Source organism: Haloarcula montana, from assembly GCF_035666295.1.
GTDB classification, from domain to species: Archaea; Halobacteriota; Halobacteria; order Halobacteriales; family Haloarculaceae; genus Haloarcula; species Haloarcula montana.
The window spans coordinates 39,499-65,558 of sequence record NZ_CP142028.1; the positions used below are offsets into that span (position 1 = coordinate 39,499).

A 26,060-nucleotide genomic window follows, 5' to 3' on the forward strand; every position below is an offset into this window, starting at 1 on the left:
AACGTCGGCCGCCCCGAGCGCTCCAGACGGACAGTTTCGGCAGCAACGGTCTTCCCCCTGGCTTTTTTCCGGTGTCGACATTACTTCGATTGGATGTTGCTATCAGGAACCGTCCTGCAGGATTCGACGACGGTCATCGAGGACGGGGCTGTCGTCGTCGAGGGGGCCGAGATCGCTGCTGTCGGTGACCGGACCTCGCTCGCCGATCGGTATCCCGACCACAGGACGAAGCGATACGGTGTCGTCATGCCGGGGTTGGTGGGGAGCCATATCCACTCCGTCCAGAGCCTCGGACGGGGTCTCTCGGACGACCAGGAGCTCCTCGATTGGTTGTTCGACGCCGTCCTGCCGATGGAAGCGTCGCTGACGGCCGACGAGATGGAAGTCGCGGCCAGATTGGGCTATCTCGAACTCATCGAGACGGGGACGACGACGGTCGTCGATCACCTCTCGGTCAACCACGCCCGCCGCGCGTTCGAGGCAGCCGGCGACATGGGGATTCGGGGACTGCTGGGAAAGGTACTGATGGACCAGCACGCGCCCGATGGGCTCCTCGAAGACACGCAGGCCGGCCTCGACCGAACGGAGACGTTGATCGAGGAATACCACGGGAGTTTTGACGATCGGATCCGCTACGCCGTGACGCCGCGGTTCGCCGTGTCCTGTTCTGAGGCGTGTCTCAGGGGGGCACGCGAACTCGCGGACGAGTACGACGGCGTCCGCATCCACACCCACGCCAGCGAGACCCGTGACGAGATCGAAACCATCGAAGAAGACACCGGAAAGCGGAACATCCACTGGCTCGACGAGGTCGGACTCACCGGCGAGGATGTCGTCCTCGCACACTGTGTCTGGACCGACGAGTCCGAACGGGAACTGCTGGCCGAGACTGGGACCAACGTCACGCACTGCCCGACGTCGAACATGAAACTCGCGAGTGGCATCGCTCCGATCGTCGACTATCTCGACCGCGGGATCAACGTCGCGCTCGGCAACGACGGGCCGCCCTGTAACAACACGCTCGATCCGTTCACCGAAATGAAACAGGCGAGCACCCTCCAGAAGGTCGATCAACTCGATCCGACGGTGACCCCGGTCCAAACGATCTTCGAGATGGCGACTGTAAACGGGGCGAAAGCCGCCGGATTCGATCGCCTCGGCGAACTGAAACCCGGCTGGCGGGCCGATATCGTTGGTCTATCGGCCGATGGAACCCGTGCGACCCCTCTCTACGACGTGCTGTCGTACATCGTGTTCGCCGCCCGGGGCGACGATGTCGAGTTCACGATGGTCGACGGCGAGGTACTCATGGAGGACGGCGAGGTAAAAAGCGCCGACGCGGACGAGATCAGACGGTCGGCAAACGAGGTCGCGGAATCGCTCGATCTCAGCCACCCACGGATGCGTTCGGACTCCGAAGGACCCAGTTCGGACCGGTAACCAATTCCCTACCGCTGACGTTTTAGACAGACAGAGGGCCGTACTGGAAGTGAGATTCGCGAGTCCGCGTCCAAATATTTCGATAGAGCTTCAGTAGTACCATCGTCCAACACAAATATCGGATCTAAAAACTCACACTCCCATTTGCGAGAAACTAATCGGAATATTTCGGATTGTATTCCCAGTTCTACCCCTAATTATACGAAGTTATCCCCTGATACTGGTTCGTTCGACCCGCTCGTTCGATCGTGTTCCGCTCGATTGTGGTGTAATCGAGATCTCCTTCTAAATATTCCGGATCGAGTCGGAAATTTACCTGTAGCGATTCCTTCGACGGGGCCACTCTTCGGAGGCGACCCGTCAGTAGTTCATATACACCGTCTTCGAGATGGTGTAGAAGTCGAGTCCGGCGTCACCCTGTTCGCGGTAGGTCTCACTGGAGGAGTCTTTCATCCCGCCGAAGGGGACGTGCAACTCCAGTCCGGTCGTCTTTTCGTTGACTTTCACGACGCCGGACTCGGAGTCCTCGACGAACTGATTGGCCTCGGAGAGGTCCTGCGTGACGATACTGGCCGAAAGGCCGTAGCGGACGCCGTTAGCGACTTCGACGGCCTCCTCGTAGCTTCCGACCGGAATTACGGCAAGCACCGGCCCGAAGATTTCCTCCTGTGCGATCCGCATGTCGGGCTCGACGTCGGAGAACACAGCCGGTTCGACGAAGAAGCCGTCGCCGGCGTCGACCTCGCCGCCGCCGGTTTCCAGCGTCGCTCCCTCGTCGACGCCGATATCGACGTACTCCAGCGTGCTGTCGAGTTCGCTCTCGCTGACCTGCGGCCCCATTTCGGCCCCGTCCAGCCCCGGGCCGACTTCGATGGCCTCGGCCGCGGCAACGACACCCTCGACGAACTCGTCGTAGATGTCCTCGTGGACGATCGCCCGCGAGGTGGCCGTACAGGCCTGTCCGGTGACGCCGAAGGCCCCGCTGGCGGCGATGTCGACCGCCTCGTCCACGTCGGCGCTGGGCATCACGACGGCGGGGTTCTTGCCGCCCATCTCCAGTTGGATCCGCTTGCCGGTCTCCTGTGCCTGGTCGCCGACGGTGTCCCCGACCGCCGAACTCCCGGTAAAGGAGACAGCGTCGACGGCCTCGTGTGTCGAGAAGGTTTTGCCGACCTCGCTGCCGGGACCGGTGACGTAGTTGAGAACGCCGTCGGGGAGCCCGGCCTCGTCCAGACACTCGACGAGCTTCCGCGAGACGTTGGGGGCTTGCGAGGCCGGTTTGAACACGATCGTGTTCCCCGTTGCTAGGGCCGGCGCGATCTTCCAGGCCGGGATAGCGACCGGGTAGTTCCACGGGGTGATGAGACCCGCGACACCCAGTGGTTCGTTCACGGTGTACAGCCGCGTGTTCTCGCTGCTGGAGGCTTTCACCGTGCCCCCGAGGTCGCTGGCTTTCGCGGCGTAGTACGCGAAGATGTCGATGGCGCGCTGGACCTCGCCGGCCGCCTCGGGCCGGGCCTTCCCCTCCTCGCGGACGAGTGTCTCGGTGAGTTCGTCCTTGCGGTCCGCGAGGTTCTGCCCGGTCGCGCGCAGTATGCGACCCCGCTCCGGGCCGGGCGTGTCGGCCCACGCCGTGCTCGCCTCGGCAGCGGCTTCGACGGCCGCCTCGGCGTCGGCTGTCCCCGACTGCTGGAACTCGCCGACGATATCCGATCGATCTGCAGGGTTGTGGACCGTGAAGGTCTCCCCGGTGTCAGCGGCGATCCATTCGCCGTCCACGTAGTTATGGTAAGTTTCCGTCATCAACCGTACTGACGCGGTCGACTTACGAGAACCTTTGGGACGAGCATCGGAACCGACAAGTCGATGCCCGCCGAAATTAAACGTATGCGATATTATCGCACAGTCGGAGCCGGCGGTCCCCGCCTCGTTGCCAGGGCGGGCGCCGACGCCTACGACCTGACTGCCGTCCGGCCGAACGTGACAGCGTTCGAAGACCTCGCGTACGTTGCAAACGTGAGCGACCGGACCGTCGACGAGGTGGCCAGCGACCTCATCGACGCGACCGAGCCGGTGTCGGTGCCCACGGAGACGGCCGTCGGCGTCCCGACTCTCGTCGACGAGGTGTGGGCGGCGGGCGTCACCTACGAGATCAGCGAGCAGGCCCGCGAAGCGGAGAGCGGGATGCCGGAGATGTATCTCGATGTCTACGGCGCCGAGCGCCCGGAGGTGTTTTTCAAGGCGACCTGGGACCGGGTGGTCGGTCCGGGCGACGCCGTCGGCGTCCGTGGGGACTCCGAATGGAACGTCCCTGAACCCGAACTGGGGATCGTCCTCTACGAGGGCGAGATCGTCGGCTACACCGTCGGTAACGACGTGAGCAGCCGCTCTATCGAAGGCCAGAACCCGCTCTATCTCCCGCAGGCGAAGGTGTACGACCGCTGCTGTTCGCTCGGCCCGTGTGTCGCGACACCCGATGCCGTCGGGGACCCTCACGACCTCACGATGACGATGACCGTCGAACGCGACGGCGAGACGGTCTACGAGGGGAAGACCTCGACCGGGGAGATGGTCCGGACCTGCGAGGAGTTGGTCTCGTACCTCCGTCGGCACAACACCGTCCCCGAGTCGGCAGTCCTCCTGACGGGGACCTCGCTCGTCCCGGAGGAGGGGTTCTCGCTGACGCCGGCCGACGAGATCCACATCGACATCGAAAACATCGGTGGCCTCACGAACGACGTGACGACTGTCTGATCCCGGTCAGTCGTCGCTCCGCTCGTAGTCGAACGCCGTCTCCGGGCCGATCCGGTGGCCGTCCTCGACTGCGCGCACGCGGAGCGTGACTGCCGTCGTCTCGCCACAGCCGTCCGGCACGACCTCGGTCCACTCGTCACCGACCGCCACCGGACCGGCCTTCGACCGGCGGAGGTACTGCACGTAGACAGTCTCGCGTAGTTCCTCGGCGGCGGCGTCGTCTCCGGTGTGAGCAAGCACGACGCGATCGGCGTCGGCGGGCATACGGGTGCTGAGCGCCGAGCCGAAAAAACCCTTCCGCCCGCTCTCGCGGGGAGTGAGTTACCAGGAGGTGATATTCACGTCCCGAAGCGGGCGGTCGAGCGGGACCGACACCTGTCCACCGGTGTAGTGAGAGATGTAGAAGCCAGCGATGATCTCCAGCGATCGGGTCGCCTCCTCGCCCGTCGAGGGGTTCTCGATGGCCCCGTCTAGGACAGCCACGGCGTCGCCAGCGGCGTTGGCGAAGGCGTCGCGGTAGTCCTCGTCCCACGTCCAGGCACTCTCGATTCCCGGCAGGTCCGCCTCGACGTGGGTACCGTCCGCGAGCCGCCAGTAGCGCCACTCCCCGTCGTCGTTGTTGAGGTAGAGTTTCCCTTCGCTGCCGACGAACTGGAGTGTCATCGAGGAGGCCGCTCGGGGGATAGTGCAGTCGATGGTGACGAAGCTCCCGTCGTCCATCACGACGAACCCGCCACCGCCGGCGTCGTCGACACGCTCCCCTGCTTTCAGCGAATCGACGGCCTCGTTCTCGCCGGTGATGTAGCCGGAGACGCGCTCCGCACGGGTGTCGAGCAGATACACCAGCGTATCCAGCAGGTGTGTGGAGTTTCGCAACAGTTCCATCCGGAACTGCGTGGCGACGGAGTGGACCTCGCCCAGGAGATCCTCGTGCTGAATGAGGTCCCTGAGCTGCTGGAGTTTCGTCGTGAACCGGAACGAGTGGTTGATCAGCAGTTCCGTCTCCGTCTCCTCGCAGACGGCGACCATCTTCTCGGCGTCGCTGACCGAGGAAGCGATTGGCTTCTCACACCAGATCAGCCCGGGATCGGCCGCCGACTCTGCGGCGTCGACGACGTGGTCCGCGTGGAGATACGACGGCGTACAGACCGAGACCATATCGAGGTCCTCCGCCGCGAGCATCGACTCGTGGCCGACGTACCGCCTGTCGGATGGAATCTCCCAGGCCTCACCGAACCGGTCGAGTTTCTCCTCGTCGACGTCGGCGACGGCAACCAGTTCGACGCCCTCGGTCGCGTCGTACCCCCCGGCATGGCTGGCCTTGACCTTCTTCTGGCCGATGTCTTCCTCGTCGTGCATCCCGAGGATACCCATCCCGGCGATTCCGCCAGTCCCGATGATGCCAGCTCTGTAGGTCATATCACTCGTAGGTGTGGACGCTGCCGGTGGCGTTTGCCTCGATGTAGTCCCAGTCGTAGTCGACGCCCAGGCCCGGCCCCTCGGGGACCTCGACCATTCCGTCGTCGTCGACCGTATCGAGCATGTCCGAGTAGCCGCCCTCGTACACCGGCGGCTGGGTGTTCGGACAGTCCGGGTGGACCAGGGCGAGTTCGTAGTAGTTCGTGTTGCGAATCGCCGCGATACAGTGTCGCTGGGCCGGTCCCGGCGCGTGGAACTCCACGTCCATCCCGAACCCTTCGGCCACCTTCGCCCGCTTCATCGCGCCGGTGATCCCGCCGTCGTACTCGGGATCTGCCCGCAGGAAGTCGGTCGACTCGTTGGCGGCGAAGTCGGTCGCCGGCTCCAGCCCCCGGACGTGCTCGGTTTGGAGGATAGGGGTGTCGAGAGTCTGGCGGAGTTTCCGGTGGGCATGCTGGGAGACGCCGCCGTCGCGGTAGGGGTCCTCGTACCAGAAGAAGCCCTCCTCGTCGAGCGCGCGGCCGAGTTTCAAGGCGTCGGCGTAGGTCTCTAGTTCGCAGGCCGGGTCGTGCATCAGGTCCATCTCGTCGCCGACGCGCTCGCCGACGGCGTGGACCGCGTCGACCTCGCGGTCGAGGTCGCGGGACCCCTCGCTGCCGCCCCAGCCGTGGATCTTGAAGCCGCCGTACCCCATCGAGCGACATTCTTCGGCGAAATCGGCGAAGGCTTCGGGCGTGTCCAGCCCGCCGTTTTCGTCCCCGTGATAGGTCGAGGCGTAGGCGGGGAACCGCGTCCGGTAGGTCCCGAGCATCTCGTGGATGGGGGCGTCGTACTTCTTGCCGGCGTAGTCCCACAGGGCGATGTCGATGGGGCCGATCCCCATCCGGTCGTACTTCCGGAGCGCCCGTTTCACCTCGCTCCAGTGTCGCTCCCGCTCCAGCGGGTTCTTGCCGACGAGGTAGTCGGCGAAGGTGTTGATCTGGGCTGCACCCGGGGAGTTGCCGCCGACGTACTCGCCGGTGATCCCCTCGTCAGTGTGGATCTTCAGGCCGAACAGTTTCCGCTCAGTGACCGAACCCGGTTCGTACACGAGGTTGAACCCGTGTTGGTCTGTCCCGACGTCCTCGATCGGATAGGCGAACTCGACGGACTCGATGCTGGTTATCTCTGGCGCCATACTCTACTCTTGTGACACCGGGGGAGATAAACGTAGGGTCTTTTACCGGTGGTTTCATTTCGCCGTGGCGAGTACCTACCCCGCATGGTCGGACACACCAGCTACGACTTCAGCGGTGAGACCGCAATTGTCACCGGTTCCACGAAGGGAATCGGTCGGGGAATCGCCGCCGGACTGGCCGATGCCGACGCCAACGTCGTCGTCAACTCCCGGACGGAGTCGGCTGTGGAGTCGACCGCCGCGGAACTGGACGACCGTGGCTCGGGTCGCATCGTCGGTATCCCAGCGGATGTCGGGTCGACCGACGATATCGACACGCTCGTCGACCGAACCATCGAGGAGTTCGGGCGGATCGACCTGCTCGTCAACAACGCGGCCGTCTGGCCCGAGGAGGAGTCACTCGTCGATTCGGACCTCGAACAGTGGAACCACACGATGGCCGTCAACGTCCGCGCACAGTATTACGCCGCAAAGCGGGTCGCCGGACACATGATCGACGAGGGAATCGAGGGCTGTATCGTCAACCACACGAGCCAGGCCGGCGACCGCCGGACGGGTCCGTTCGGGCTGTACGGCATCTCGAAGACCAGCATCAACGGCCTCACTTGGCGGATGGCTCAGGAACTGGCCGAACACGGCATCCGGATGAACGCCGTCTCGACTGACGTGACCGAGACGGCACAGCTCCGCCACGAGGCCGAACAAGAGGCGGCAGACGACCCCGACCGGACGGCCGACGAGATACTGCGAGCCCGGGGCGAGCAACGGCCGCTGGGCCGGCTCGGACAGCCCGAGGACCTCGCCGACGCGGTGCTGTGGCTCGCGAGCGACCGCGCGGACTACGTCGTCGGCGACATCGTCCGTGTCAGCGGGGGCGGCAACCTGGAGTGACCATGCGTCTCGTCGACACCCACACCCACACCTGGGGACCGGACACCGCGGAACTGCCCTGGTCCGAGACGGTCCTCCCGCCGGGCTGGGAGGGACCCTACACCGCCCACGATCTGATCGAGGACATGGACGCTGCCGGCGTCGAGGAGGCAGTGACGGTGACGACGCCGATGTACGGCCGCGGCGTCCGGGCCAACGAGTACACGATGCGGTCCATCGAGGCGTACCCGGACCGCCTGTGGGGGGTCGGCCTGATGGACTTCTACGGCGACCCCGACGAGGTGCGGGCGGCGCTGCGCCGTGTCGTCGGCCACGACCGGATGCTGGGCGTCCGGATGCACGCGTGTCTCGACTACGAGGAGCACTCGACGGAACTGAACCGGACTGCCGACTGGATTCTCGACGACGAACTGGCACCGGTCTGGGACGAGGCCGCCCGGCAGGGGACAACCGTGTTCGTCTTCCCGAAGGCCGAACAGCTCTCGATGGTCGCAACCCTCGCGGAACGGCATCCAGAGGTGCAACTGGTCATCGATCACATGGCGTTTCCCGACGAGACGACGGCCCCGGATGCGGCGCCCTGGACGGATTTCGAGGGAGTGGCCGACCACGACAACGTCGCGGTCAAGGTAAGCTCGCTCCCCCGCTCTAGCGAGGCGGACTGGCCCTACGAGGACCTGTGGGGCTACGTTCGCAAGCTCGCGGACTGGTTCGGCACCGACCGCCTGCTGCTCGGCTCTGACTACCCGTGGATGGACGACTGGGCCGAGTACGAGGACTGTCTTTCGTGGGTCGAGGAGGCACCGTTCCTCTCGGCACGTGACTACTCGTATCTGGCTCACCGGACGTTCGAACGGGTCCACGGAGTGTGACTGGGGTCACTATCGAACGCGTCGAGACGGTAGAGTGGGCTTACCGCTCCCGGATGCGAGACTGCTGTCGGTCCCGGCCGAGACCCCAAACACCTAATTGTCCGTCACACGAATTCTCTGGTATGGCACACGACCGGATACTGCTGGCAATCGGGCCGGACGACCGTGACAGCCTGGACACCCTCGTGGACGCCACCATCGACCTCGCGGAGCCCGCGGACGCGACCGTGTCCCTGCTGTATGTCTTCCCGCGGGACGACTACGAGACGATAATGGAACAGATGGACATCGACACGACGACCAGCGGGCTCACGGCCGACGAGGTCGCACAGCGCCACGAGAGCGTCCGGGAGCCGGCCGACCGGCTGGAGTCGCTGGGCATCGACTACGATATCGGGGGCGTCTCCGGCGGGAACCCAGCGGACCAGATCGTGCGGAAGATCGAACGGATCGACGCGGACGTGGCCGTCGTCGGGGGTACCAAACGGTCGCCGACCGGGAAGGCGGTGTTCGGTGATCACGCCCAGCAGACCCTCCTGAACGCTCCCGTACCGGTGCTATACGTCAAGCGGGAGTAGGTGCGACGATCGGACTGTTATCCGTTCCGCAGAGGTGAACGCACTACCGCCAGAAGAGAACGATAGCGAAGGCTAACGTAACATGCGTACCTTTGTTATATGAATGGACGAGACGGTCGGTAGGCTGCATCAACGCCGTCGTTCAGTAGAGCGGAACAGCATACCACTTCGACCGAACAGTCGTCCGAACGGTCACGAGTACACGAGGTTGATTTCGATGACGTTTGCGGCCGACCGGAGCAGTTCGGGGATCTCCTCGTGGAAGCGGTCACCCTCGATACGGGTCGTCGGACCGGAGACGCTGAGTGCCCCCACGAACTCCCCGTCCTCCGGTACGATCGGGGCGGCGACACAGCGCAACCCCGAGAGCCGCTCCTCGCGGTCGTAGGCGTACCCTCGCTCCCGGACCTCGGCGAGTTCCGATTTAAGTTCCGCCCGGTCCGTGATGGTGTTTTCCGTCCGAGCCGGGAGACCGTGGGTGTCGACGATCTCGTCGACGCGTTCCTCGGGTAACTCTGCGAGGATCGTCTTCCCGAGTGCGGTACAGTGAAGCTTCACCCGCTTGCCCGCGTAGGTGTCGACTGCGACAGCCTGGGTACCCTCGGCACGGGTGATGTAGACGCCCTCGCCGTGTTCCTCGACGGCGGCGTTGGCCATCTCGCCCGTCTTTTCGGCCAGCGCCGCGACCTCCGGGCGGGCCTTCTCGTAAATGTTCATCCGGTTGCGCTTGTACTCTCCCAGTTCGAGAAACCGCAGTCCGACGCGGTAGACACTGCCTTCGTTCGTGACGTACCCCTCGCCCTCCAGCGTTTGGAGATGGTTGTGGATCGTGCTCTTCGCGATGTCGAGATCGTCGGCAACCGCCGTCACACCGGCTCCGTCCATTCGTTTCAGAGCCTCGATGATCCGCAGCGACGTTTTGGTTGCGGTGATGGTATTGTCTTCTCCCATACAGTGATGGGGAACCGCCACCCACAAAGCTCTGTTCACTTGGGCGGAACGGCTGTCCAGGTGAGCACTACGACAGCCAGGGGATGTCGTCGTGGAACTCTCGGAGCGCGTCGGGTCCAGTCAGCGCCGTTACGGCACCGGCCTGTGTCGTCGTGACAGCGCCGGCGGCGTTCGCGAGCGCCAGCGCACGGTTCGGGTCCTGAACACCGTGTGTCAGTGCGGCGATGAACGCTGCGAGGAACGCGTCACCGGCCCCCGTGGCGTCGACGGGATCGATGTCGTATCCTCCGTGGTGTACCTGCCCGGTCACTGGGCTGTCGTCGGTCCCGTAACAGAACGCGCCCACGTCTCCGAGCGTCAGGACCACGGTGTGTGGCCCCTCGTCGGCGACGGCACGGGCCAGTTCCCCCGGCTCCTCGGCCTCGAACCCTGCGACCGCCAGTTCTTCCGGCGTCGCCGTGACGACATCAATATCCGGTAGCGCGCCGCGGATGACGGCACGGAACTCGTGGCTGCTGTGCCACATATCGGGCCGCCAGTTGGGGTCCAGCGACACGGTACAGCGGTCGCTGGCCCGCGACTGGAGTTCGAGCGTCGCCGATCGGCTCGGCTCGACACTCATCGTTACGCCGGTCGTGTGGACCCACGACACCGAGTCGAGGGTGTCGTCCGAGACGGTTCCCTGTTGTAGTCTGGTGTCGGCTCCCCGCTCCCGGTAGAAGACGTACGACGGCCCCCGATCCGCGTCGTGATTGACCAGGGCGACCGTCGTCCGCGCCGTCTCGTCTGTCACGAGGAGGTCGGAAGGGATATCGGAGGCCTCGAAGTGCGCCCGGAGGAACTCCCCGAGGCCGTCGGCGGCCAGCCCCGTCCAGCACAGCGGTGGGACGCCGAGTCGGTCCAAGGCCATCGCGGCGTTCCCACCAGACCCCCCGAAGGACGGTTCGTATCCGCCGGCGTCGCCAGGTGGACCAGGGTTACGCGGGACGAAATCCACGAGCGTGTCGCCGGCGACCAGGACTGTCGGTTCCGTCGTCATGAGACCCGATTGGACCCACCGGTATTTAGTGATTCGTCCGGGTTCCGGCTCTCACTCCGACAGCGGGGGATCACGATCACCCCAGTCGGCTGCGAAGCCGGCAACGCTTTCTTCGGTCTCCGAAGCGCCGACGTGGTCGTCGAGGACAGACGGCGACATTGTGATCGCGTCGACCCCGGCCTCGTAAAGGGCGGTCGCCTGCGTGGTGTTTCGGATACTCGCCGCGAGCACCTCCGTCTCGAACCCCTGTGTGTCGAAGATCGACTGGATGCGGCGGGTCGTCGCGAGTCCGTCGGCACCCGAATCGTCGATGCGGCCGACGTACGGTGCGACGAAGGTCGCGTCGTGTTTCCCGGCCAGCACCGCCTGCTCGACGGTGAAGACCACGGTCGTCCCCGCCGGAATGCCATCGGCACGGAGCCGTCCCAGCGCCTCGAACCCCGGCCGTGTCGCCGGGATCTTCGCGACGACGTGGTCCGCCCAGTCCTGGTAGCCACGCGCCTCACGAACCATCCCGTCGGCGTCCTCGGCAAGCACCTGCGCGAACACCGGTCCGTCGATGATCTCGGCTGCGATCTCGACCACTTCCCGGTATTGGCGGTCCGTCCCGGCGACGATCGAGGGGTTCGTCGTCACGCCATCGATCGAACAGAGTCGGTCAGCGGTCCGGATCTGTTCCGGCGACGCCGTGTCGAGGTAGATATTCACAGCGACACGTTCGGTAGCCGGTTGCATGAACCTATTGCTCGGATCGGAATGTCGGTCCTTTCGCCTTGTCGATCCGTTCATCGCTCCACCAAAAACACGCACCGAACAAACATGGTATGCTATCTCTCCTCATCCTTCAGTCGCCATGGACCCGCAGTACTGGGGTGCTGTCCCGAAGACCGCGTTCATGTCGGATTCGATACGGCATTTTATTTTCAATTATAAACACTCACAAAAAATATACGCCCGCACAGACTGAGGCCGGACAGATGGACACGATCGCCTGCGTAACGGCCGGTTCTGCATTCTCTATCATCGACAATCTTTATGTAGTACCGAGATAAACCACTGTAACATGCGAGGTAGTGACAGGCGAAAGTTCCTGAAAGCGACCGGCGCAGCAATAACAACCATCTCACTTGCAGGGTGTGGTGGCAACGGCGGCGGCGACGGTGGAAGCGGCGACGGCGGGAGCGGTGACGGCGGGTCCACCGGGGACGGCGGCAGTGGCGGTGGCGGTAACTCCCTCGACAAGATCGGGATGTCCGCGTACGTCCGTGGTGGCTCCTGGATCACGGCCTACATCGAGGCCGCGGAGTTCTACGCGGAGGACCAGGGTATCGAACTCGACGTCCGGCCGAACCAACAGAGCGCACAGAAGCAGGTCTCGGACATCCGCGAGTTCGCCAACAGCGACCACGACGCGATCCTCGTCGGTGTCTGGCAGACCGGAGCGGCAGAAGGAGCCATCAACCAGGCAATCCAGGGCGGCACGCCGGTGTTCGCGACGAACGCCGACACCTCCAGCTCGGAGATCCCGCTGTACGTCGGCTTCAGCAACTACGATGGCGGCGCGAGTTCGGGCGAGGAGATGGTGACGGCGCTGGACGAACAGTACCCCGACAAGGACTCCTACCGCGTGCTGAACATCCGTGGCCCCCAGGGGAACCAATCGGCCAATCAGCGATCGCAGGGGTTCCTCGACGTGATCGCCGAGCAGGACAACATCGAAGTCGCCCAGACGCTCAACGGGGAGTTCGCCCGCGACGTTGCCCAGTCGACCGTCCAGGAGTACATCCAGGCGAACGGTCGTGTCGACGGGATCTACTCGGGGAACCTCTCGATGGGTCTCGGTGTCGTCGGGGCGTTGCGTAACCTCGATATGCTGGTCCCGCGAGGGGAGGACGGCCACGTCTGCCTGACCCAGATGGACGGCAGTCCCGAGGTGAACCCGCTGGTCGGTGAGGGGATGATCGACGCGGCAGTCGACCAGCCCAACTACTTCTACAATCCCATCGCGATGTACTACATGCGGGAGTACGTCGAGAGCGGGATGGACGAAAGCGTCATCCCGGAGGTGGGGTCGGAGGTCACCGCAGACCAGTTGACCATCGAGTCCGGCCAGCACAAGGGCGTCGAGATGTGGTCGGAACCGATCTGGGATCCCGGGGTCATGCGTGAACAGAACGGCCACCCGTGGTTCCGGACCAACAGCATCGTCATCACGGAGGAGAACTTCGACCAGCCGTTCCTCTGGGGTAACGTCTGGGGCTAACGCTACAGATGGCAACGGAACAAGGATTCATCGGCCGGACCTTCGGGGACCGGGACGACGTGATGCTGACACTGTTAGACAACATGATCTGGCCGATCCTGGCCATCGTCCTGATCGGGGTACTGGTGTTCGTCCCCCAGACGTTCAGGTCGACCCAGTTGATCCTGTGGGGAGCAGTCCCGATCGGGTTGCTCGTCCTGGCCGAGAGCCTCTGTCTCCTGTCGGGACACTTCGACCTCTCGATCGGGTCGATCGCCGGCTTCTCGGCGATGTTCACCGGGATGCTCCTCGGGACCTGCCCGAGTTGCTGGTCGGTGACGACGAGCCCGTGGATCGGTTTCGGCGTCATCCTGCTGGTCGGGTCGCTCATCGGCCTGGTCAACGGCGTGATGATCGCGAAAGTGGGACTGAACCCGTTCCTGCAGACGCTGGCGTTCCTCATCATCTTCGAGGGCGCGAAGACGGCGATGCAGACTCAGCCAGTCACGGGCCTGCCGGCCCTGTACACGCAGGTCGGTGCGACGCCCGAGCTCGCGATCGGGTTGATGCTGGTCGCGTTCCTGATCGCCGGCCTGGTGTTGCGGTACACCTCATTCGGCCAGGCGGTCTACGCGCTGGGGAGTTCCGAACACTCCGCCCGCGAAGTGGGGATCGACACCGAGCGACTCATCATCCTCATCTACACCATCAGCGGCCTGCTGTCGGCGATCGCCGGGTTGATGTTGACTGGATTCGTCGGCGTTGTCCCGCCGTTGATCGGCGAGGGGCTCGTGTTCCAGGCGTTCGCCGGCGCGGTCATCGGCGGCATCAGTCTCTTCGGCGGTCGGGGGAAGATCACCGGCGCACTCGGTGGCGTTATCCTCATCCAGGTCATCCAGTCGGCACTGAACAACAGTCCGGTCGTCGGCGCGACACAGATCCAGATGATAAACGGTATCGTCCTGCTGGTCGCGATCCTGCTGTACAGCACACAGAGTAAGCTTCGCGCTCGCATCCTCGCGAGTGGTGCGGTATGAGCGTCGAAGACGAGGGGACGGCGGAACAGCGCCAGGCGGAGCGCGCCGATACCGGGACGGCCGGAACCCCGAAGCTCAGCGTGGAGAACCTCACCAAGCAGTTCGGCCGCATCGTCGCGGTCGAGGACGTCTCGCTGGATATCCAGCCCTCGGAGGTGTTCGCGCTCGTCGGCGACAACGGTGCCGGCAAGTCGACGCTGATGAACATGCTCAGCGGCGTCCACGCACCCACGAAGGGGCAGATATACAAGGACGGCGAGGCGGTGAACTTCAGTAACCCCTCCGAGGCCCGCAACAAGGGCATCGAGACGGTCTATCAGGACCTCGCGCTGATGGACGACCTCGATATCGCGACGAACATCTTCATGGGCCAGTTCCCGCGGAACGGGTTCGGTCCGTTCCGGATCATCGACTGGGACGAGACCTACGAGCGGGCCGAACAGATCATGATGGATCAGCTCGGCCGCGACGTGGACATCAAGACGGAGGTGGAGTTCCTCTCGGGCGGGCAGCGACAGCTCGTCGCCATCGGCCGGGCACTCGCGTTCGATCCGGACGTCATCGTCCTCGACGAGCCCACGAGCGCGCTGTCGGTCGATGCGACCCGGCTCGTCCAGGACACCATCGACACACTGGCCGACCAGGGGATCACGATCATCATCGTCAGCCACAACATCGAGTCGGTGCTGAATCACGCCGACCGGATCGGCATCCTCTTCCGGGGCTCGCTCGTCGACATCAAGCAACCCGACGAGACGAACTTAGAGGAGTTGAACGAACTGATGACGACCGGGACGCTGTCGAGCGGGCGTCTCGACGACTAGCGAGGAACCGCCCTGCGGTCGGTTCCTCCAACCTTACGAACCGGGAGCGTAGCGACTCTTGAGTCCGATACTGGAGACCGCCAGGAGACGACACGCTCAGCGGAACCCGCGAATCCCGGGTCACTGACCCCCCGGTTTTTCGGTCCCGACGACCGTTGGTCCGGTATGAGCACGCCCGAACAGGTCGTCGACATCGAGTGTGAGACCGGCGAGGGACCGCTGTACCACCCCGACGACGAACACGTCTACTGGTGTGACATCCCGAGAGGTCGGCTCTATCGGTACGATCCGGCAGCGGACGACTACGAACAGGTCTACCGGGACGACAGCGAGCGGATCGGCGGGTTCACCGTCCAGCAAGACGGCTCGTTGTTGCTGTTCCAGGAGGCCGGCGCAGTCCGGCAACTCTCCCGTGACGACTGGACGACCGAGACGGTCGTTTCCCCGGACCCCGGCCGCTTCCACGAACGGTTCAACGACATCATCGCGGACCCCGAGGGCCGGGTCTTCGCGGGCGTGATGCCCGATACCGAGCGGGATCTCCCCGGCCAGCTCTACCGACTGGACACCGACGGGACGTTCACACTCGTCCGGGAGTCCTGCGTGCTCCCGAACGGGATGGGGTTCACGCCCGACCTGTCGCAGCTGTACTTCACCGACACCTGCGAAGTCGATCCGGCAGAGCCCGGCTACATCTACCGGTACGACTACGACCGCGCGAGCGGCGAGATCGCCGATCCGGAGGTGTTCGTCGATGCGAGCGACATCGACGGCTACCCCGACGGGATGACCGTCGACGGCGAGGGACACGTCTGGTCGGCGTTCTGGGACGGGAACGCGCTCCACCGGTTCGCGCCCGACGGGACTCACGAGCGGGCCGTCACGTTCGATCCTCGGAAGGTGTCGTCGCTGACGTTCGCCGGCGAGGACGACGACACGGCCTACGTGACGACGGCCTGTGTCGAGAGCCGCGAGACGGAGGGAGCGGGTGCAGGAAGTCTCTACCGGGCCGATCTCGGCGTTACCGGTCGGCCGGAGTTTCGCTCCGCCGTCGACCCCTGAGCCGTCAGCCGTCGGTCCGCGCCCCGCAGACGCCGGCCATCCAGTCCCAGCGGACGACCGGGATGCAGACCTCCCCGCAGTTCGGAGCAACTGTTTGAACACCCGACATCTTCGCCCCGGTCCCCGCAGCCGAGGCGGACCCGGTCCGAGTTGGGGACCACACCCCAGGACGGCGACGTTCAGTCCGACCTCGGACAGCCAGTTCGAGAACCCCTGGAGGGCGTCGTATGACCACTCGGTGCGGCTGTCGCCGGCGGCTCACTAACACCCCCGAAACGCTGATTTGCCAGCCCCGAGTGGAAACGGGTATGGCAGACACCGAACGTGCCGTCTACGTCCAGCGACTCGATCCCGACCAGCGCGAGGCCTACGTCGAGGCCCACGACGAGGTCCCCGAGGGCGTGACCGACGCGATGGAACGGGGCGGCGTCGAGGAGTTCGAACTGTACGTCCGGGACGACATCGCGGTCTGTATCCTGGAGTGTACGGACTTGGACGCCTATCTGGACGCCGTCGACGGCGACGAGGCCGTCGCCGACTGGGAGCGCTACACCGGCCAGTTCAAACAGTCGGGCGTCGACGCCGACGCCGATCCGGAGTCGGGCATCCCGTTCATGGAACGGGTCTGGCAGTTCGAGCCCGACGCCGAGTGAGACCGGATTCCGACGCCGCCGTCAGTGACCCCAGAGGTTCCCATCGGGGTCGTACCGCGCGTCCATGATACGGTCCCACTGCGCGTCCGAGAGGGAGACCTCGGTCGCGGCGACGTTCTCGTCGAGTTGCTCGGTCGTGCGCGCGCCAACGATGGGGACGCAGGTGAACTCGTCCCATTCCATCAGCCAGCGCAGCGACACCTGTGCGGGCGTGGCGTCGACTTCGTCGGCGATCGTCCGGACCTCGTCGAGGACGTGCCAGCCCCGCTCCGAGAGGTAGTAGTCATCGAAGAAGTCGTCGAAGCTCCCCCGAGCGCCGTCGGGAGCTTCGACGGCCTCCGGGTCGTCGGGGTCGGCGCGTTCGTACTTCCCAGTGAGGAAGCCACCAGCGAGCGGCGAGTACGGACACACGGCAATGTCCTGATCGGCACACACGTCGAGGTACTCGCTCACGTCCTCGTAGTAGCCGGCGTGGTGGAGCGGCTGGGTGACCTCGAACCGTTCGAGGCCCTCGACGTCTGACTTCCAGAGGGCCTTTGTCAGTTGCCAGGACGCCATCGTGGAGGCGCCGAGATAGTTGACCTTCCCCTCGCGGACGAGATCGTTGAGCGTTCGCAGCGTCTCCTCGATGTCGCTGCCCTCGTCCCAGCGGTGGATGTAGTACAGATCCAGGTAATCGGTCCCGAGGCGGTCCAGGGTCCCTTCGACCTGTTCGCGGATGTGTTTCCGGCCCAGACCGGAGTCGTTCGGTCCGGGTTCGCCCCAGCCGTCGAACGGGAAGTACACTTTCGAGGCAATGACGAAGTCCGACCGGTCGTACTCGTCGAGCCACTCCCCGATGTACTCCTCGCTGGTGCCGTGTGGGGAGCCGTAGACGTTCGCCGTGTCGATGAAGTTGACACCGCGGTCCCAGGCCGCGTCCAGCAGTTCGTGGGCCTCCTCCCGGCCCGTCTCGACCACGCCGTTTGTCTCCTTGCCGAAGCGCCAGGTCCCGAGACAGAGTTCCGAGACACGGGTCCCCGTGCTGCCGAGCTGTCTGTAATCCATCGTACCGGTCTTTCGGACGGCTCTGTAAAACGGTTTTCCATCCCGACGACCGGTTCGGCGGGCTATTTGAACTGCGGGGCGACCTCGTCGCCGAACAGCTCCATCCCGCGGGAGTCGGGGAAATCCAGAAACAGCAACTGGAGCTTCCCGAAGCCGAGGTCGCGGATGCCCTCGATCTGCTCGGCGACCTGGGCGGGCGTCCCGATGAGCATGTCGCCTTTCTCCCGGGCCTCGGCGGCGTCGGTGAGTTGATCGTCCATGTCCGACTCCTCGCCCCACGGGAGCGGGAAGATCTCCTCGACGGCCGACTCGACGGCGGCTTCGTCCTCCCGGACGAGGACGTGTGCGAGCCACGAGCGGTCGACCTCGTCTGGATCGCGCCCCTCGTTTTCGAGGTACTCGTCGAACTTCCGGGCCTTGAACTCGATGGAGCGCCCCCGGGCTCGGCCGCTGATCTCGACGTTCCACTCGTCGGCGTGGCGGGCGGCGAGGCGGAGCATCTTCGGCCCCGCACCGCCGACGACGATCGGCGGATGGGGCTGGCTGACGGGTTTCGGTTCGTTCAACGCCCCGTCGATCGTGTAGTGGTCCCCGTGGAAAGTCGGGTCCTCCTCTGTGAACATCGACTTGACGACCTGGATGCCCTCGTCGAGCATCTCGATTCGGGTCCCCACGTCGGGGAAGTCGAAGCCGTATGCGCGGTGTTCTTCCTCGTGCCACCCGGCCCCCAGTCCCAGCCGGAGCCGTCCCTCTGAGAGAACGTCGACCGTCGTCGCCATCTTCGCCAGCAACGCGGGGTTGCGGTACGTGATCGAGCCCACCAGCGGTCCGAGGTCGACATCCTCGGTCCGTTCGGCGAGCGCGCTCAGGAGCGTCCAGACCTCGAACTCCTCGGCTTTCGGGCCGAGCATGAAGTGGTCTGGTGCCCACAATCCTTCGAGGCCGGTGTCGACGGCCGTGTCCACGCCCTGAAGGACCGTCTCCCGGTCGAGCGTATCGAGCATCGGAGTGTCTCGGTGAACGCCAGCGCCCGAATAACACTGGACCATCCAGTCGAACTGCATACGCCGACTGGCACCGGACGGCGAATAACTGTTTGGGGTCGACAGGTAAACAAGACGGGTGCCTCGGGGCGTGACCCCGAGGCGATTCACAGCCCGCTGTGTGCGAGCCAGCCGCCGTCGACCGCGAGGTTCGCGCCGGTGATGAATTCCGCCTCGTCACTGGCGAGGAAGACGGCGGCGTCACCGACATCTTCGGGTTTCCCGAAGCGGGGCAAGAGTGTATGTTCCTCCGCTTTGGCGACGTCTTCGTCAGTGTTGATGTCCTGTAGCGGCGTCTCGATGTAGCCGGGGTTGATACAGTTGACACGGACACCGTCCGGCCCGAGTTCGATCGCGAGGTCCCGTGTCATGTTGACGACGCCGCCTTTGGCCGCCGCGTAGGGTGGGCCACCCCCGCCTTCGAACCCCCGGACGGAACCGATGTTGATGATCTGGCCCTGCCGTTCGACGAGGTGGGGAACCGCGAACTTGGCGCAGTAGAACGCTCCGCTCAGATCGATGTCGATGGAGCGTTGCCACTCCTCGATCGTCGTCGATTGGGAGTCTCCGACGATCTGGATGCCAGCGTTGTTGACGAGGACGTCGATCCCGCCGTAGGTCTCGACTGCCGTCTCGACCATCGCGGCGACGCTGTCGGGGTCGCCGACATCGGTCTCGACGTACGTGCCATCGCCAGCTGTCTCCTCGGCGATGAGGGTGTCAGTCGGGGTGGTTACGTCGCTGTCGTACCGCGCTCCCTGTTTCGGTTCTCGCTGAACGTCGGCCACGACGACGTTCGCGCCCTCGTCGCCGAACCGCCGTGCGATACCGCGTCCGATCCCACTCGCTGCGCCGGTGACGATGACTGTCCGGTCCGCGTGTCGCTCTCCAGGCATGGCTAGGGATTCACAGCCAGTGACTTAACGGTGTCCGAGCCGTCTCTCCCGAGCCGACGGTGCTCGTCGCCGACACTGTCGGTCCAGGCCGGTCCCGTGCGTATCTCCGTCGTCAGCCAACACTCCTCGCCGGACGCTGTCGACAGGCGTTCGACACGCCAGCGGTACGTCGTCGTCGACCCGTTGTTGTGGGTCCGAAGCGGCTGGACAACGGCGCTCCCGTTTCGCTCTATCGGCCTGTATGTCACCGAATCCGCCCCGAGGAGTGGCCGATACCGTATCTGAAACGTCTCGACGTAGGTCTCGACGGAGCCGAAGCTCTGACGGGCGGAGGGAGCGAGGAACCGCCACATCGTTTCGATCCCGCGCCGAGTCCCGTTGTCCGTGAGTATCGCACCGAGCTGCAGGCGGACCACCTGTGCCGGTGGACGCTCACAGGTCCGCTGTACGTCTCGATACGCGGCTGCCGACTCGGGCTCGAACTCGCTCCACTGCCCCAGCCATACACCCCCGAGTGCGCGGCCGTTCGGCGGGGGCGTCGGTGCCGGTGTCTCGGTGGTGGGTACTGGTGCCGGCGTGACGGGGTGTGCCCGCGTTGGCTCGCTCGGACCGTACACGGCCTGACACCCGCCGAGACCCAGACAGAGGGTCACGACAGCGAGCGTCACACACGTACGGCCTCGGTCCATATACGTCACACGGTAGCACGCGTCTTTGCTCTTCCGTTCGGGTCCTGCTCGGCCGGCCGAAGTGTCGATGGATTTCACTCCCACTCACCGGCAATTATTCGGTATATACAGTCAAAGATAGTCTAGTATAGACACTATCGAGAGAATACGCAGACAAACCCCGGTAATTCGAGAGAGACAGATATATTCTCTTCACCTATCCCCAAACACGACAGTGTTCTGCAGTAATCAGCCTGTCTCAGCGAGATCGGCGCGCGAAACGGTAATAGAAGCGATTCGATGGTTGGAAAGCGGTCAAACGATCGGATGGCCGTCAGTCGCGGTCGGCGACAACGGGGTTGGTCAGCGTCCCGATGCCCTCGATCTCGACGTCGACAGTGTCACCCGGTTCGAGTAACTCCGGCGGGTCACGGAAGATACCGACCCCTCCAGGGGTTCCCGTCGAGATGACGTCACCGGGCCGCAGCGTCGTGATCCCACTGATATAGGAGACGACTTCCTCGACGCCGAAGATGAACTCCTCGGTGTTCGACGACTGCATCGTCTCGCCGTTGACACGGCAGGCCACGTCCAGACTAGACGGATCGAGCCGGTCGTCCGGGACCAGTGTCGGCCCCATCGGTGCGAACGTATCGTAGCTCTTCCCACGGAAGAACTGCCCGTCGTCGAACTGTGCGTCCCGCCCACTCACGTCGTTTATCGCGGTGTAGCCGGCGATATAGTCCCGCGCGTCAGCAGTGGAAACGTCCTTTGCGGTCCGGCCGACGACCACACCGAGTTCGACTTCGAAGTCGACTTCGTCGAGTTCGGCGGGGTGAACGATCGGGTCACCGGGATTCGTGACCGACGTTCCCGACTTCCCGAACAGGAGCGGGCGTTCGGGTACGTCCTCGTCTTGCTCCTCCGCGTGGTCGTGGTAGTTCAGTCCGACACAGATGATCTTGCCCGGCCGGGGAACCGGTGCAAGCAGGGTCGTGTCCGACGCCGGGATGGCCGTTGCCTCCATCGCGTCGGCGGCGTCTTCGACGACCCGGAGGAAGCCAGCGTCGGTCAACTGTTGGTACGTGATCTCCTCTCTGAGTCCCGCGAGCGGGACGATCTCCTCGTCGCGGTGGATGCCCCACGACGGGGACCCACCGGTCGTGTATCTGACGAATTTCATCACGGTGTACTGTCGAGCGCTGGAACCTAATTGTTGTGTTTGCCCGCGGTCAGGAATACGTCAGGTTTACTTCGATGACGTTCGCGCTGCGCAGGATCTGTGAGGGGATTTCGTCGGTAAAGCGGTCGTCCTGCATCCGACTCTTTGGGCCGGAGACGCTTACGGCCGCGATGGCACGGTCGTCCTGGTCTAGTATCGGGGCGGCGACACATCGCATCCCTTTGACGCGTTCCTCGTCGTCGTACGCGTAGCCCCGCTCACGGACGTCTTCGAGCGTCTCGTACAGTTCGGACTGGTCGGTGATTGTCTCGTCCGTGACCGCAGGAAGCCCGTGCCGTTCGACGATCGCCTCGACCTCCGACTGGGGCCGGAAGGCCATGATTGTCTTTCCGAGAGCTGTGGTCTGGAGCGGGACTCGCATCCCTGCGTGGGTATCCAGTTGCACCGCATCCGGCCCACGCGCTCGATAGAGGAACACGCCGAGACCGTGTTCTTCGATCATCAAGTTCGAGTGTTCCCCGGTCGTTTCTGCCAACTCTTCGACTTCCGGACGCGCTATGTTGAATACCTTCTTGCGGGACCGGGCTTGATCACCCAGCTGCAGGAATCGGGTACTCACATGGTACAGACTGTCCTCTTTGACGAGATACTGTTCTGCTTCAAGCGTTCGTAAGTGGTCATGGACCGTGCTAGTCGGCTTATCAAGCGCGTTTGCGACTTCCGAAACACCGGCACCGTCTCGCTCTCTGAGTAACTCAACGATCTCCAATGAGAGCTTTGCCGCCTTGACCGGAACTTCCGTACTCATACGCGACAATAGACACGGTTCGACAAAAGAAGTTCCGTTATTACCGGATATATCTCCGAGGATATCGGCCCTGAAAAGCCGCTGTTACCGGAACTCCGGCATAACCTCGTCGGCAAACAGTTCCATCCCCTGGGTGTCCGGGAAGTCGATGAACCAGCCCTGGAACTTCGTGACGCCGGCGTCGATCCGCGCTTCGATCGCCTCGGCACATTCCTCGGGCGTGCCCATAACGAAGTACTCGCGGGCGTCTTCCTCGGTCCGGATCGGCGCCTGGTCCTGGTATTCTTCCTCGAACTGGATCGGGAGCATCAGGTCGAGCAGCCGGTCGAGTTTCTCCTCGTCACGCGTACAGATGACGTGTCCATCCCAGGAGTACTCAATGTCGTCCGGATCACGACCAACTGTCTCACAGTGGTCTTCGATGACCCCGATCTTGTGTTCCAGCGTGTCGACGTCGCCGTTGAACACGTCCGTGTTCCAGACATCGGCGTGTTTCGCGACGAGTTTCAGCGTCACCTCCTCGCCTTGCCCGCCGACGAGGATCTCGGGGTGAGGCTCCTGGACTGGCGTCGGTGCGCAGGGCGCGTCCTCGATCTGATAGTGATCGCCGTCGAAACTCGCCCCGTCGCCGCCGGCGTCCCACATCCGTTTCATCAACCGGATAGACTCGTCTAGTCGCATCAGCCGCTCGAAGCCGTCACGGTACTCCCAGCCGTAGGCGTCGTACTCCGGTTCGTGCCAACCGGCACCGAGGCCGAGTTCGAGTCGGCCCTCGGAGACGACATCCAGTGTGGCCGCCATCTTCGCCACCAAGGCGGGGTTGCGGTAGTCATTACAGAGGACGAGTGAGCCGATATTGATGTCGTCGGTGAAGCCAGCCATCGCCGAGAGGAGCGTCCAGCACTCGTACTCGGCACGGTCCCGACCGAGCATCAGGTGGTCGGGCGCCCAGGCGGCGTCGAACCCCAGTTCCTCGGCCTTCTCGATGCCGCGACGGGTCGTCTCCCAGTCGAGCGCCTCGTACTCCGGGGTGTCACGGTGGACAGGCTCGTCGTCGCCGGCCTCTGGCGCACCCGCGAACACGGGAACGTTGTATTCGAATTTGATATCGGCCATCGTTACTCCACGGAGAAGTGGTCCAGCGCCTCGTGGTTCAGTTCCGTGCTGATTCCCGGTTCGTCGGGCAGCGGGATCGATCCGTCCTCGGGCGAGGGCGGGTTCTCGAAGATGGCGTCGGTGTAGGTCGACTCCTGTTTTTCCTGCTGCTCTTGGAACCATTCCGGCGTCGGGAAGTACTCCGCCATCGGCATGTTTGTGTGGCCCGCGATGGCGTGGAGTGTCGGGTTCGTGCCGGCGTGGGGAATTACGGGCACATCGTGGACTTCCGCCATATCTGCGACCTTCTGGAGTTCCGTAATCCCCCCGACACGGCCCACGTCGGGCTGGAGGATATCGACGGCCTCGCGTTCGAGCAGTTCCTCGTGGCCCCAGCGGGTGAACTCGTGTTCGCCCCCGGAGATGGGCATCGGCGCGGCCTCCCGAACCTCCGCGTAGCCGTCGATGTCGTCGGCGATGACCGGCTCCTCGACCCACGCCATGTCGTACTTCCCGAGGCGCTGGGTCATCTTTTTCGCGTACTTCACGGACCAGCCCATGTAGGCGTCGCCCGCGATGTCGATCTCGTGGCCGACGGCGTCCCTGACGGTCTTGACGATCTCTTCGTTTTTCTCCATCCCCGAGCGGCCGTCCTCGGGGCCGTGGAGGAAACGGAGTTTCATCGCGTCGAAGCCCGCCTCGGCGTACTCGATGGCTTCGCGTTCGAGTGTCTCCATGTCGACAGGATGGAGATTAGACGCGTAGGCGGGAATATCGTCTTTCGTGGGACCACCGAGCAGTTCGTAGACGGGTTTCCCGGCCTCTTTGCCGGCGATGTCCCACAGCGCCTGGTCGACGGCGCTAATAGCCATGACAGCGACGCCCTTCCGGCCAAAGGGAAGCGTCGCACGGTACATCTGCTCCCAGAGGTGTTCGCGCCGCGTCGGGTCCTCGCCGACCACGATTTTCGAGAGGGTCTCCTCGACGACGGTGGCGATAGCGCCAGTACCCCAGTTGCCGACGCCGACCCCGGTGATGCCCGCGTCGGTCTCGATCTCGACGACAACATCGCCGACTGGCCCCATCCACTTCCGTCGTGCTTGGGGGTTCTCGCCGTCGACGTTACGGTACTCGTCGTACTTCGACATGATCGTGACGAGGGGGAACTCGATGAACTCCCCCCAGGACTCGTTGCTCACTTTGGTCGCTGAAACGTCTGTAATCTCCATTGTACGATAATACGACCGTTCGGCGTGGCTAAAGTCTTTTTGTCACCGATCCCCGGTCGGATGAAACAGTTGGGACTACTCGTCCGCGTCACGGTCGGGCGCCGATGTCGTGTTAATTGAACTGGAAGACTGGTTTGCAGGTCTCGGAGGCGAGAAACGCCTCGAACGCATCCTGAGGCTCGTCCACATCGTAAGACGTATCGATGATGTCATCGACGGCGATTTCTCCGCGTTCCATCAGCCGGAGCGCCTGCTCGAAGTTGGTCCACGTCGAGCCATAGGAGGTGTTGATGTCGACCTCGCCACGGACCGTCGATGTGAGCGTTACCTGGCTGCTGTCGTTCGGAATCCCGACGACGACGATCTGTCCGCCCTTCCGGACGTGGTCGTTCGCCGTGACGATACCCGAGTGATGGCCGGTCGAATCGAACACGACATCGAAACCGATCCCGTCAGTATGGCGTTCGGCCACGGCGTCGAGATCCGCGGACTGAGCGTTGACCGTCGGGAGGCCGAGGTCTTCGAGCAACGGGAGGCGATAGCTCGCGTCCTGGTCGAGTCCGGAGACGACGACGTTGGCTCCCAGCGAATCCGCCACGACCGCGACGAGTACGCCGATCGGACCGGGTCCCTCTACGAGAACGGTATCGCCCGGCTTCGTGACCGACTGACCGAGCACTGCGCGTGTCGCGATACTCGTCGGTTCGGTGATAGCAGCGTGGCGAAGCGGGACGCTCTCGGGCACGGCGTGGACGTGTTCCGGTGCGACTGCGACGTACTCGGCGTAGGCCCCGTCCCGGTGCATCCCGGTGATCGAGAAGTTCTGACAGACGTTCGGCTGTCCGTTCTTACACTGGAAGCAGTGCCCACAGTCGTGTATCGGTTCTTCGATGATTCTGTCACCCGGGGCGAACCCCTCGACGTCGTCGCCGACCGCTGTTACCTCGCCGGAGTACTCGTGGCCCATAATCCGCGGAATCGGGATCCACTCGTATCCGCCGTCGTACTTGTATGCGTGTGCGTCGCTGCCACAGAGCCCCGCGGTGTGCACTTTGACGAGGAGCTCGTCGGGGGCGATCGTCGGTTGCTCTCGTTCCTGTATCTCCACGGACTTGGGGCCTGTCTGGACGATTGCTTTCATGGTTGGTAGTA

At 64.0% G+C, this 26,060-nt stretch carries 26 protein-coding genes; 10 read left to right on the forward strand and 16 right to left on the reverse strand.

Annotated features, from left to right (window positions below; genetic code table 11):
• Nucleotides 1-93: 93 nt before the first annotated feature.
• On the forward strand, nucleotides 94-1,440 hold the full coding sequence (locus tag VJ109_RS15940) for a 5'-deoxyadenosine deaminase (protein ID WP_324760717.1): 1,347 nt from the start codon (nucleotides 94-96) through the stop codon (nucleotides 1,438-1,440).
• Nucleotides 1,441-1,800: 360 nt separating this feature from the next.
• On the opposite strand, the gene xacF is transcribed toward VJ109_RS15940, so the two are convergent.
• A complete protein-coding gene (xacF, locus tag VJ109_RS15945; protein WP_324760719.1) occupies nucleotides 1,801-3,243 on the reverse strand; it encodes a 2,5-dioxovalerate dehydrogenase in 1,443 nt (480 codons plus the stop codon).
• Nucleotides 3,244-3,327: 84 nt separating this feature from the next.
• Here xacF and VJ109_RS15950 point away from each other — a divergent pair, with 84 nt between their 5' ends.
• Nucleotides 3,328-4,194: a fumarylacetoacetate hydrolase family protein gene (locus VJ109_RS15950; protein WP_324760720.1), complete on the forward strand. Its 867-nt coding sequence runs from the start codon at nucleotides 3,328-3,330 to the stop codon at nucleotides 4,192-4,194.
• Between the two features lie 6 nt (nucleotides 4,195-4,200).
• Here the strand turns inward: VJ109_RS15950 and VJ109_RS15955 are convergent, their stop codons facing one another.
• The 3 genes from VJ109_RS15955 to VJ109_RS15965 are packed head-to-tail and all read right to left on the reverse strand — an operon-like array spanning nucleotide 4,201 to nucleotide 6,790.
• Nucleotides 4,201-4,458: a DUF7968 family protein gene (locus VJ109_RS15955; protein WP_324760722.1), complete on the reverse strand. Its 258-nt coding sequence runs from the start codon at nucleotides 4,456-4,458 to the stop codon at nucleotides 4,201-4,203.
• Between the two features lie 57 nt (nucleotides 4,459-4,515).
• On the reverse strand, nucleotides 4,516-5,613 hold the full coding sequence (locus VJ109_RS15960; protein WP_324760724.1) for a Gfo/Idh/MocA family protein: 1,098 nt from the start codon (nucleotides 5,611-5,613) through the stop codon (nucleotides 4,516-4,518).
• Nucleotide 5,614: 1 nt separating this feature from the next.
• On the reverse strand, nucleotides 5,615-6,790 hold the full coding sequence (locus VJ109_RS15965; RefSeq protein WP_324760725.1) for a mandelate racemase family protein: 1,176 nt from the start codon (nucleotides 6,788-6,790) through the stop codon (nucleotides 5,615-5,617).
• A gap of 84 nt (nucleotides 6,791-6,874) precedes the next feature.
• Here VJ109_RS15965 and VJ109_RS15970 point away from each other — a divergent pair, with 84 nt between their 5' ends.
• The 3 genes from VJ109_RS15970 (at nucleotide 6,875) to VJ109_RS15980 (ending at nucleotide 9,131) form a co-directional block, all read left to right on the forward strand.
• Nucleotides 6,875-7,681, forward strand: coding sequence for an SDR family NAD(P)-dependent oxidoreductase (locus tag VJ109_RS15970; RefSeq protein WP_324760727.1), 807 nt, complete (start codon nucleotides 6,875-6,877; stop codon nucleotides 7,679-7,681).
• Nucleotides 7,682-7,683: 2 nt separating this feature from the next.
• Nucleotides 7,684-8,553 (forward strand): amidohydrolase family protein, encoded by an 870-nt coding sequence (locus tag VJ109_RS15975; protein ID WP_324760728.1) that lies wholly within the window; start codon nucleotides 7,684-7,686, stop codon nucleotides 8,551-8,553.
• 122 nt (nucleotides 8,554-8,675) lie between these two features.
• The gene (locus VJ109_RS15980) at nucleotides 8,676-9,131 is read left to right on the forward strand and encodes a universal stress protein (RefSeq protein ID WP_324760730.1); all 456 of its coding nucleotides are present in this window, start codon (nucleotides 8,676-8,678) and stop codon (nucleotides 9,129-9,131) included.
• Nucleotides 9,132-9,323: 192 nt separating this feature from the next.
• Here the strand turns inward: VJ109_RS15980 and VJ109_RS15985 are convergent, their stop codons facing one another.
• From VJ109_RS15985 to VJ109_RS15995, 3 genes are all read right to left on the reverse strand, one after another.
• A complete protein-coding gene (locus tag VJ109_RS15985) occupies nucleotides 9,324-10,082 on the reverse strand; it encodes an IclR family transcriptional regulator (protein ID WP_324760732.1) in 759 nt (252 codons plus the stop codon).
• A 67-nt stretch (nucleotides 10,083-10,149) separates the two neighbouring features.
• Nucleotides 10,150-11,121, reverse strand: coding sequence for a carbohydrate kinase family protein (locus VJ109_RS15990; protein ID WP_324760733.1), 972 nt, complete (start codon nucleotides 11,119-11,121; stop codon nucleotides 10,150-10,152).
• Nucleotides 11,122-11,172: 51 nt separating this feature from the next.
• Entirely contained in the window at nucleotides 11,173-11,829 is a 657-nt protein-coding gene (locus tag VJ109_RS15995; protein WP_324760734.1) for a transaldolase family protein, read from the reverse strand.
• Nucleotides 11,830-12,184: 355 nt separating this feature from the next.
• Between VJ109_RS15995 and VJ109_RS16000 the strand changes: the two genes are divergently transcribed.
• The 5 genes from VJ109_RS16000 to VJ109_RS16020 all read left to right on the forward strand — a co-directional run bounded on the left by VJ109_RS16000 (nucleotide 12,185) and on the right by VJ109_RS16020 (nucleotide 16,939).
• Nucleotides 12,185-13,384: a sugar ABC transporter substrate-binding protein gene (locus VJ109_RS16000; protein WP_324760735.1), complete on the forward strand. Its 1,200-nt coding sequence runs from the start codon at nucleotides 12,185-12,187 to the stop codon at nucleotides 13,382-13,384.
• An 8-nt stretch (nucleotides 13,385-13,392) separates the two neighbouring features.
• A complete protein-coding gene (locus VJ109_RS16005; protein ID WP_324760736.1) occupies nucleotides 13,393-14,400 on the forward strand; it encodes an ABC transporter permease in 1,008 nt (335 codons plus the stop codon).
• A complete protein-coding gene (locus tag VJ109_RS16010) occupies nucleotides 14,397-15,224 on the forward strand; it encodes an ATP-binding cassette domain-containing protein (protein ID WP_324760738.1) in 828 nt (275 codons plus the stop codon). The genes VJ109_RS16005 and VJ109_RS16010 overlap by 4 nt, the downstream gene beginning before the upstream one ends.
• A gap of 165 nt (nucleotides 15,225-15,389) precedes the next feature.
• Nucleotides 15,390-16,286 carry an SMP-30/gluconolactonase/LRE family protein gene (locus VJ109_RS16015; protein ID WP_324760740.1) on the forward strand — a complete coding sequence of 299 codons (897 nt, stop codon included), beginning with the start codon at nucleotides 15,390-15,392 and terminating at the stop codon, nucleotides 16,284-16,286.
• Between the two features lie 308 nt (nucleotides 16,287-16,594).
• Entirely contained in the window at nucleotides 16,595-16,939 is a 345-nt protein-coding gene (locus VJ109_RS16020) for an L-rhamnose mutarotase (RefSeq protein WP_324760741.1), read from the forward strand.
• A 21-nt stretch (nucleotides 16,940-16,960) separates the two neighbouring features.
• Here the strand turns inward: VJ109_RS16020 and VJ109_RS16025 are convergent, their stop codons facing one another.
• The 9 genes from VJ109_RS16025 to rhcE form a co-directional block, all read right to left on the reverse strand.
• Nucleotides 16,961-17,986: an aldo/keto reductase gene (locus tag VJ109_RS16025; RefSeq protein ID WP_324760742.1), complete on the reverse strand. Its 1,026-nt coding sequence runs from the start codon at nucleotides 17,984-17,986 to the stop codon at nucleotides 16,961-16,963.
• A gap of 62 nt (nucleotides 17,987-18,048) precedes the next feature.
• The gene (locus VJ109_RS16030; protein WP_324760743.1) at nucleotides 18,049-19,050 is read right to left on the reverse strand and encodes a TIGR03560 family F420-dependent LLM class oxidoreductase; all 1,002 of its coding nucleotides are present in this window, start codon (nucleotides 19,048-19,050) and stop codon (nucleotides 18,049-18,051) included.
• A gap of 86 nt (nucleotides 19,051-19,136) precedes the next feature.
• A complete protein-coding gene (locus VJ109_RS16035; RefSeq protein ID WP_324760744.1) occupies nucleotides 19,137-19,925 on the reverse strand; it encodes an SDR family NAD(P)-dependent oxidoreductase in 789 nt (262 codons plus the stop codon).
• A gap of 2 nt (nucleotides 19,926-19,927) precedes the next feature.
• The gene (locus VJ109_RS16040; protein ID WP_324760745.1) at nucleotides 19,928-20,614 is read right to left on the reverse strand and encodes a hypothetical protein; all 687 of its coding nucleotides are present in this window, start codon (nucleotides 20,612-20,614) and stop codon (nucleotides 19,928-19,930) included.
• Nucleotides 20,615-20,927: 313 nt separating this feature from the next.
• Complete coding sequence (locus tag VJ109_RS16045) at nucleotides 20,928-21,776, reverse strand: fumarylacetoacetate hydrolase family protein (protein WP_324760746.1); 849 nt, start codon at nucleotides 21,774-21,776, stop codon at nucleotides 20,928-20,930.
• A 49-nt stretch (nucleotides 21,777-21,825) separates the two neighbouring features.
• Nucleotides 21,826-22,584 (reverse strand): IclR family transcriptional regulator, encoded by a 759-nt coding sequence (locus VJ109_RS16050; protein WP_324760747.1) that lies wholly within the window; start codon nucleotides 22,582-22,584, stop codon nucleotides 21,826-21,828.
• Between the two features lie 84 nt (nucleotides 22,585-22,668).
• On the reverse strand, nucleotides 22,669-23,700 hold the full coding sequence (locus tag VJ109_RS16055) for an LLM class flavin-dependent oxidoreductase (protein WP_324760748.1): 1,032 nt from the start codon (nucleotides 23,698-23,700) through the stop codon (nucleotides 22,669-22,671).
• A gap of 2 nt (nucleotides 23,701-23,702) precedes the next feature.
• The gene (gene rhcD / locus VJ109_RS16060) at nucleotides 23,703-24,908 is read right to left on the reverse strand and encodes an L-rhamnonate dehydratase (RefSeq protein ID WP_324760749.1); all 1,206 of its coding nucleotides are present in this window, start codon (nucleotides 24,906-24,908) and stop codon (nucleotides 23,703-23,705) included.
• A gap of 112 nt (nucleotides 24,909-25,020) precedes the next feature.
• Nucleotides 25,021-26,049, reverse strand: coding sequence for a 2-keto-3-deoxy-L-rhamnonate dehydrogenase (rhcE, locus tag VJ109_RS16065; RefSeq protein WP_324760750.1), 1,029 nt, complete (start codon nucleotides 26,047-26,049; stop codon nucleotides 25,021-25,023).
• Between the last annotated feature and the right edge of the window lie 11 nt (nucleotides 26,050-26,060).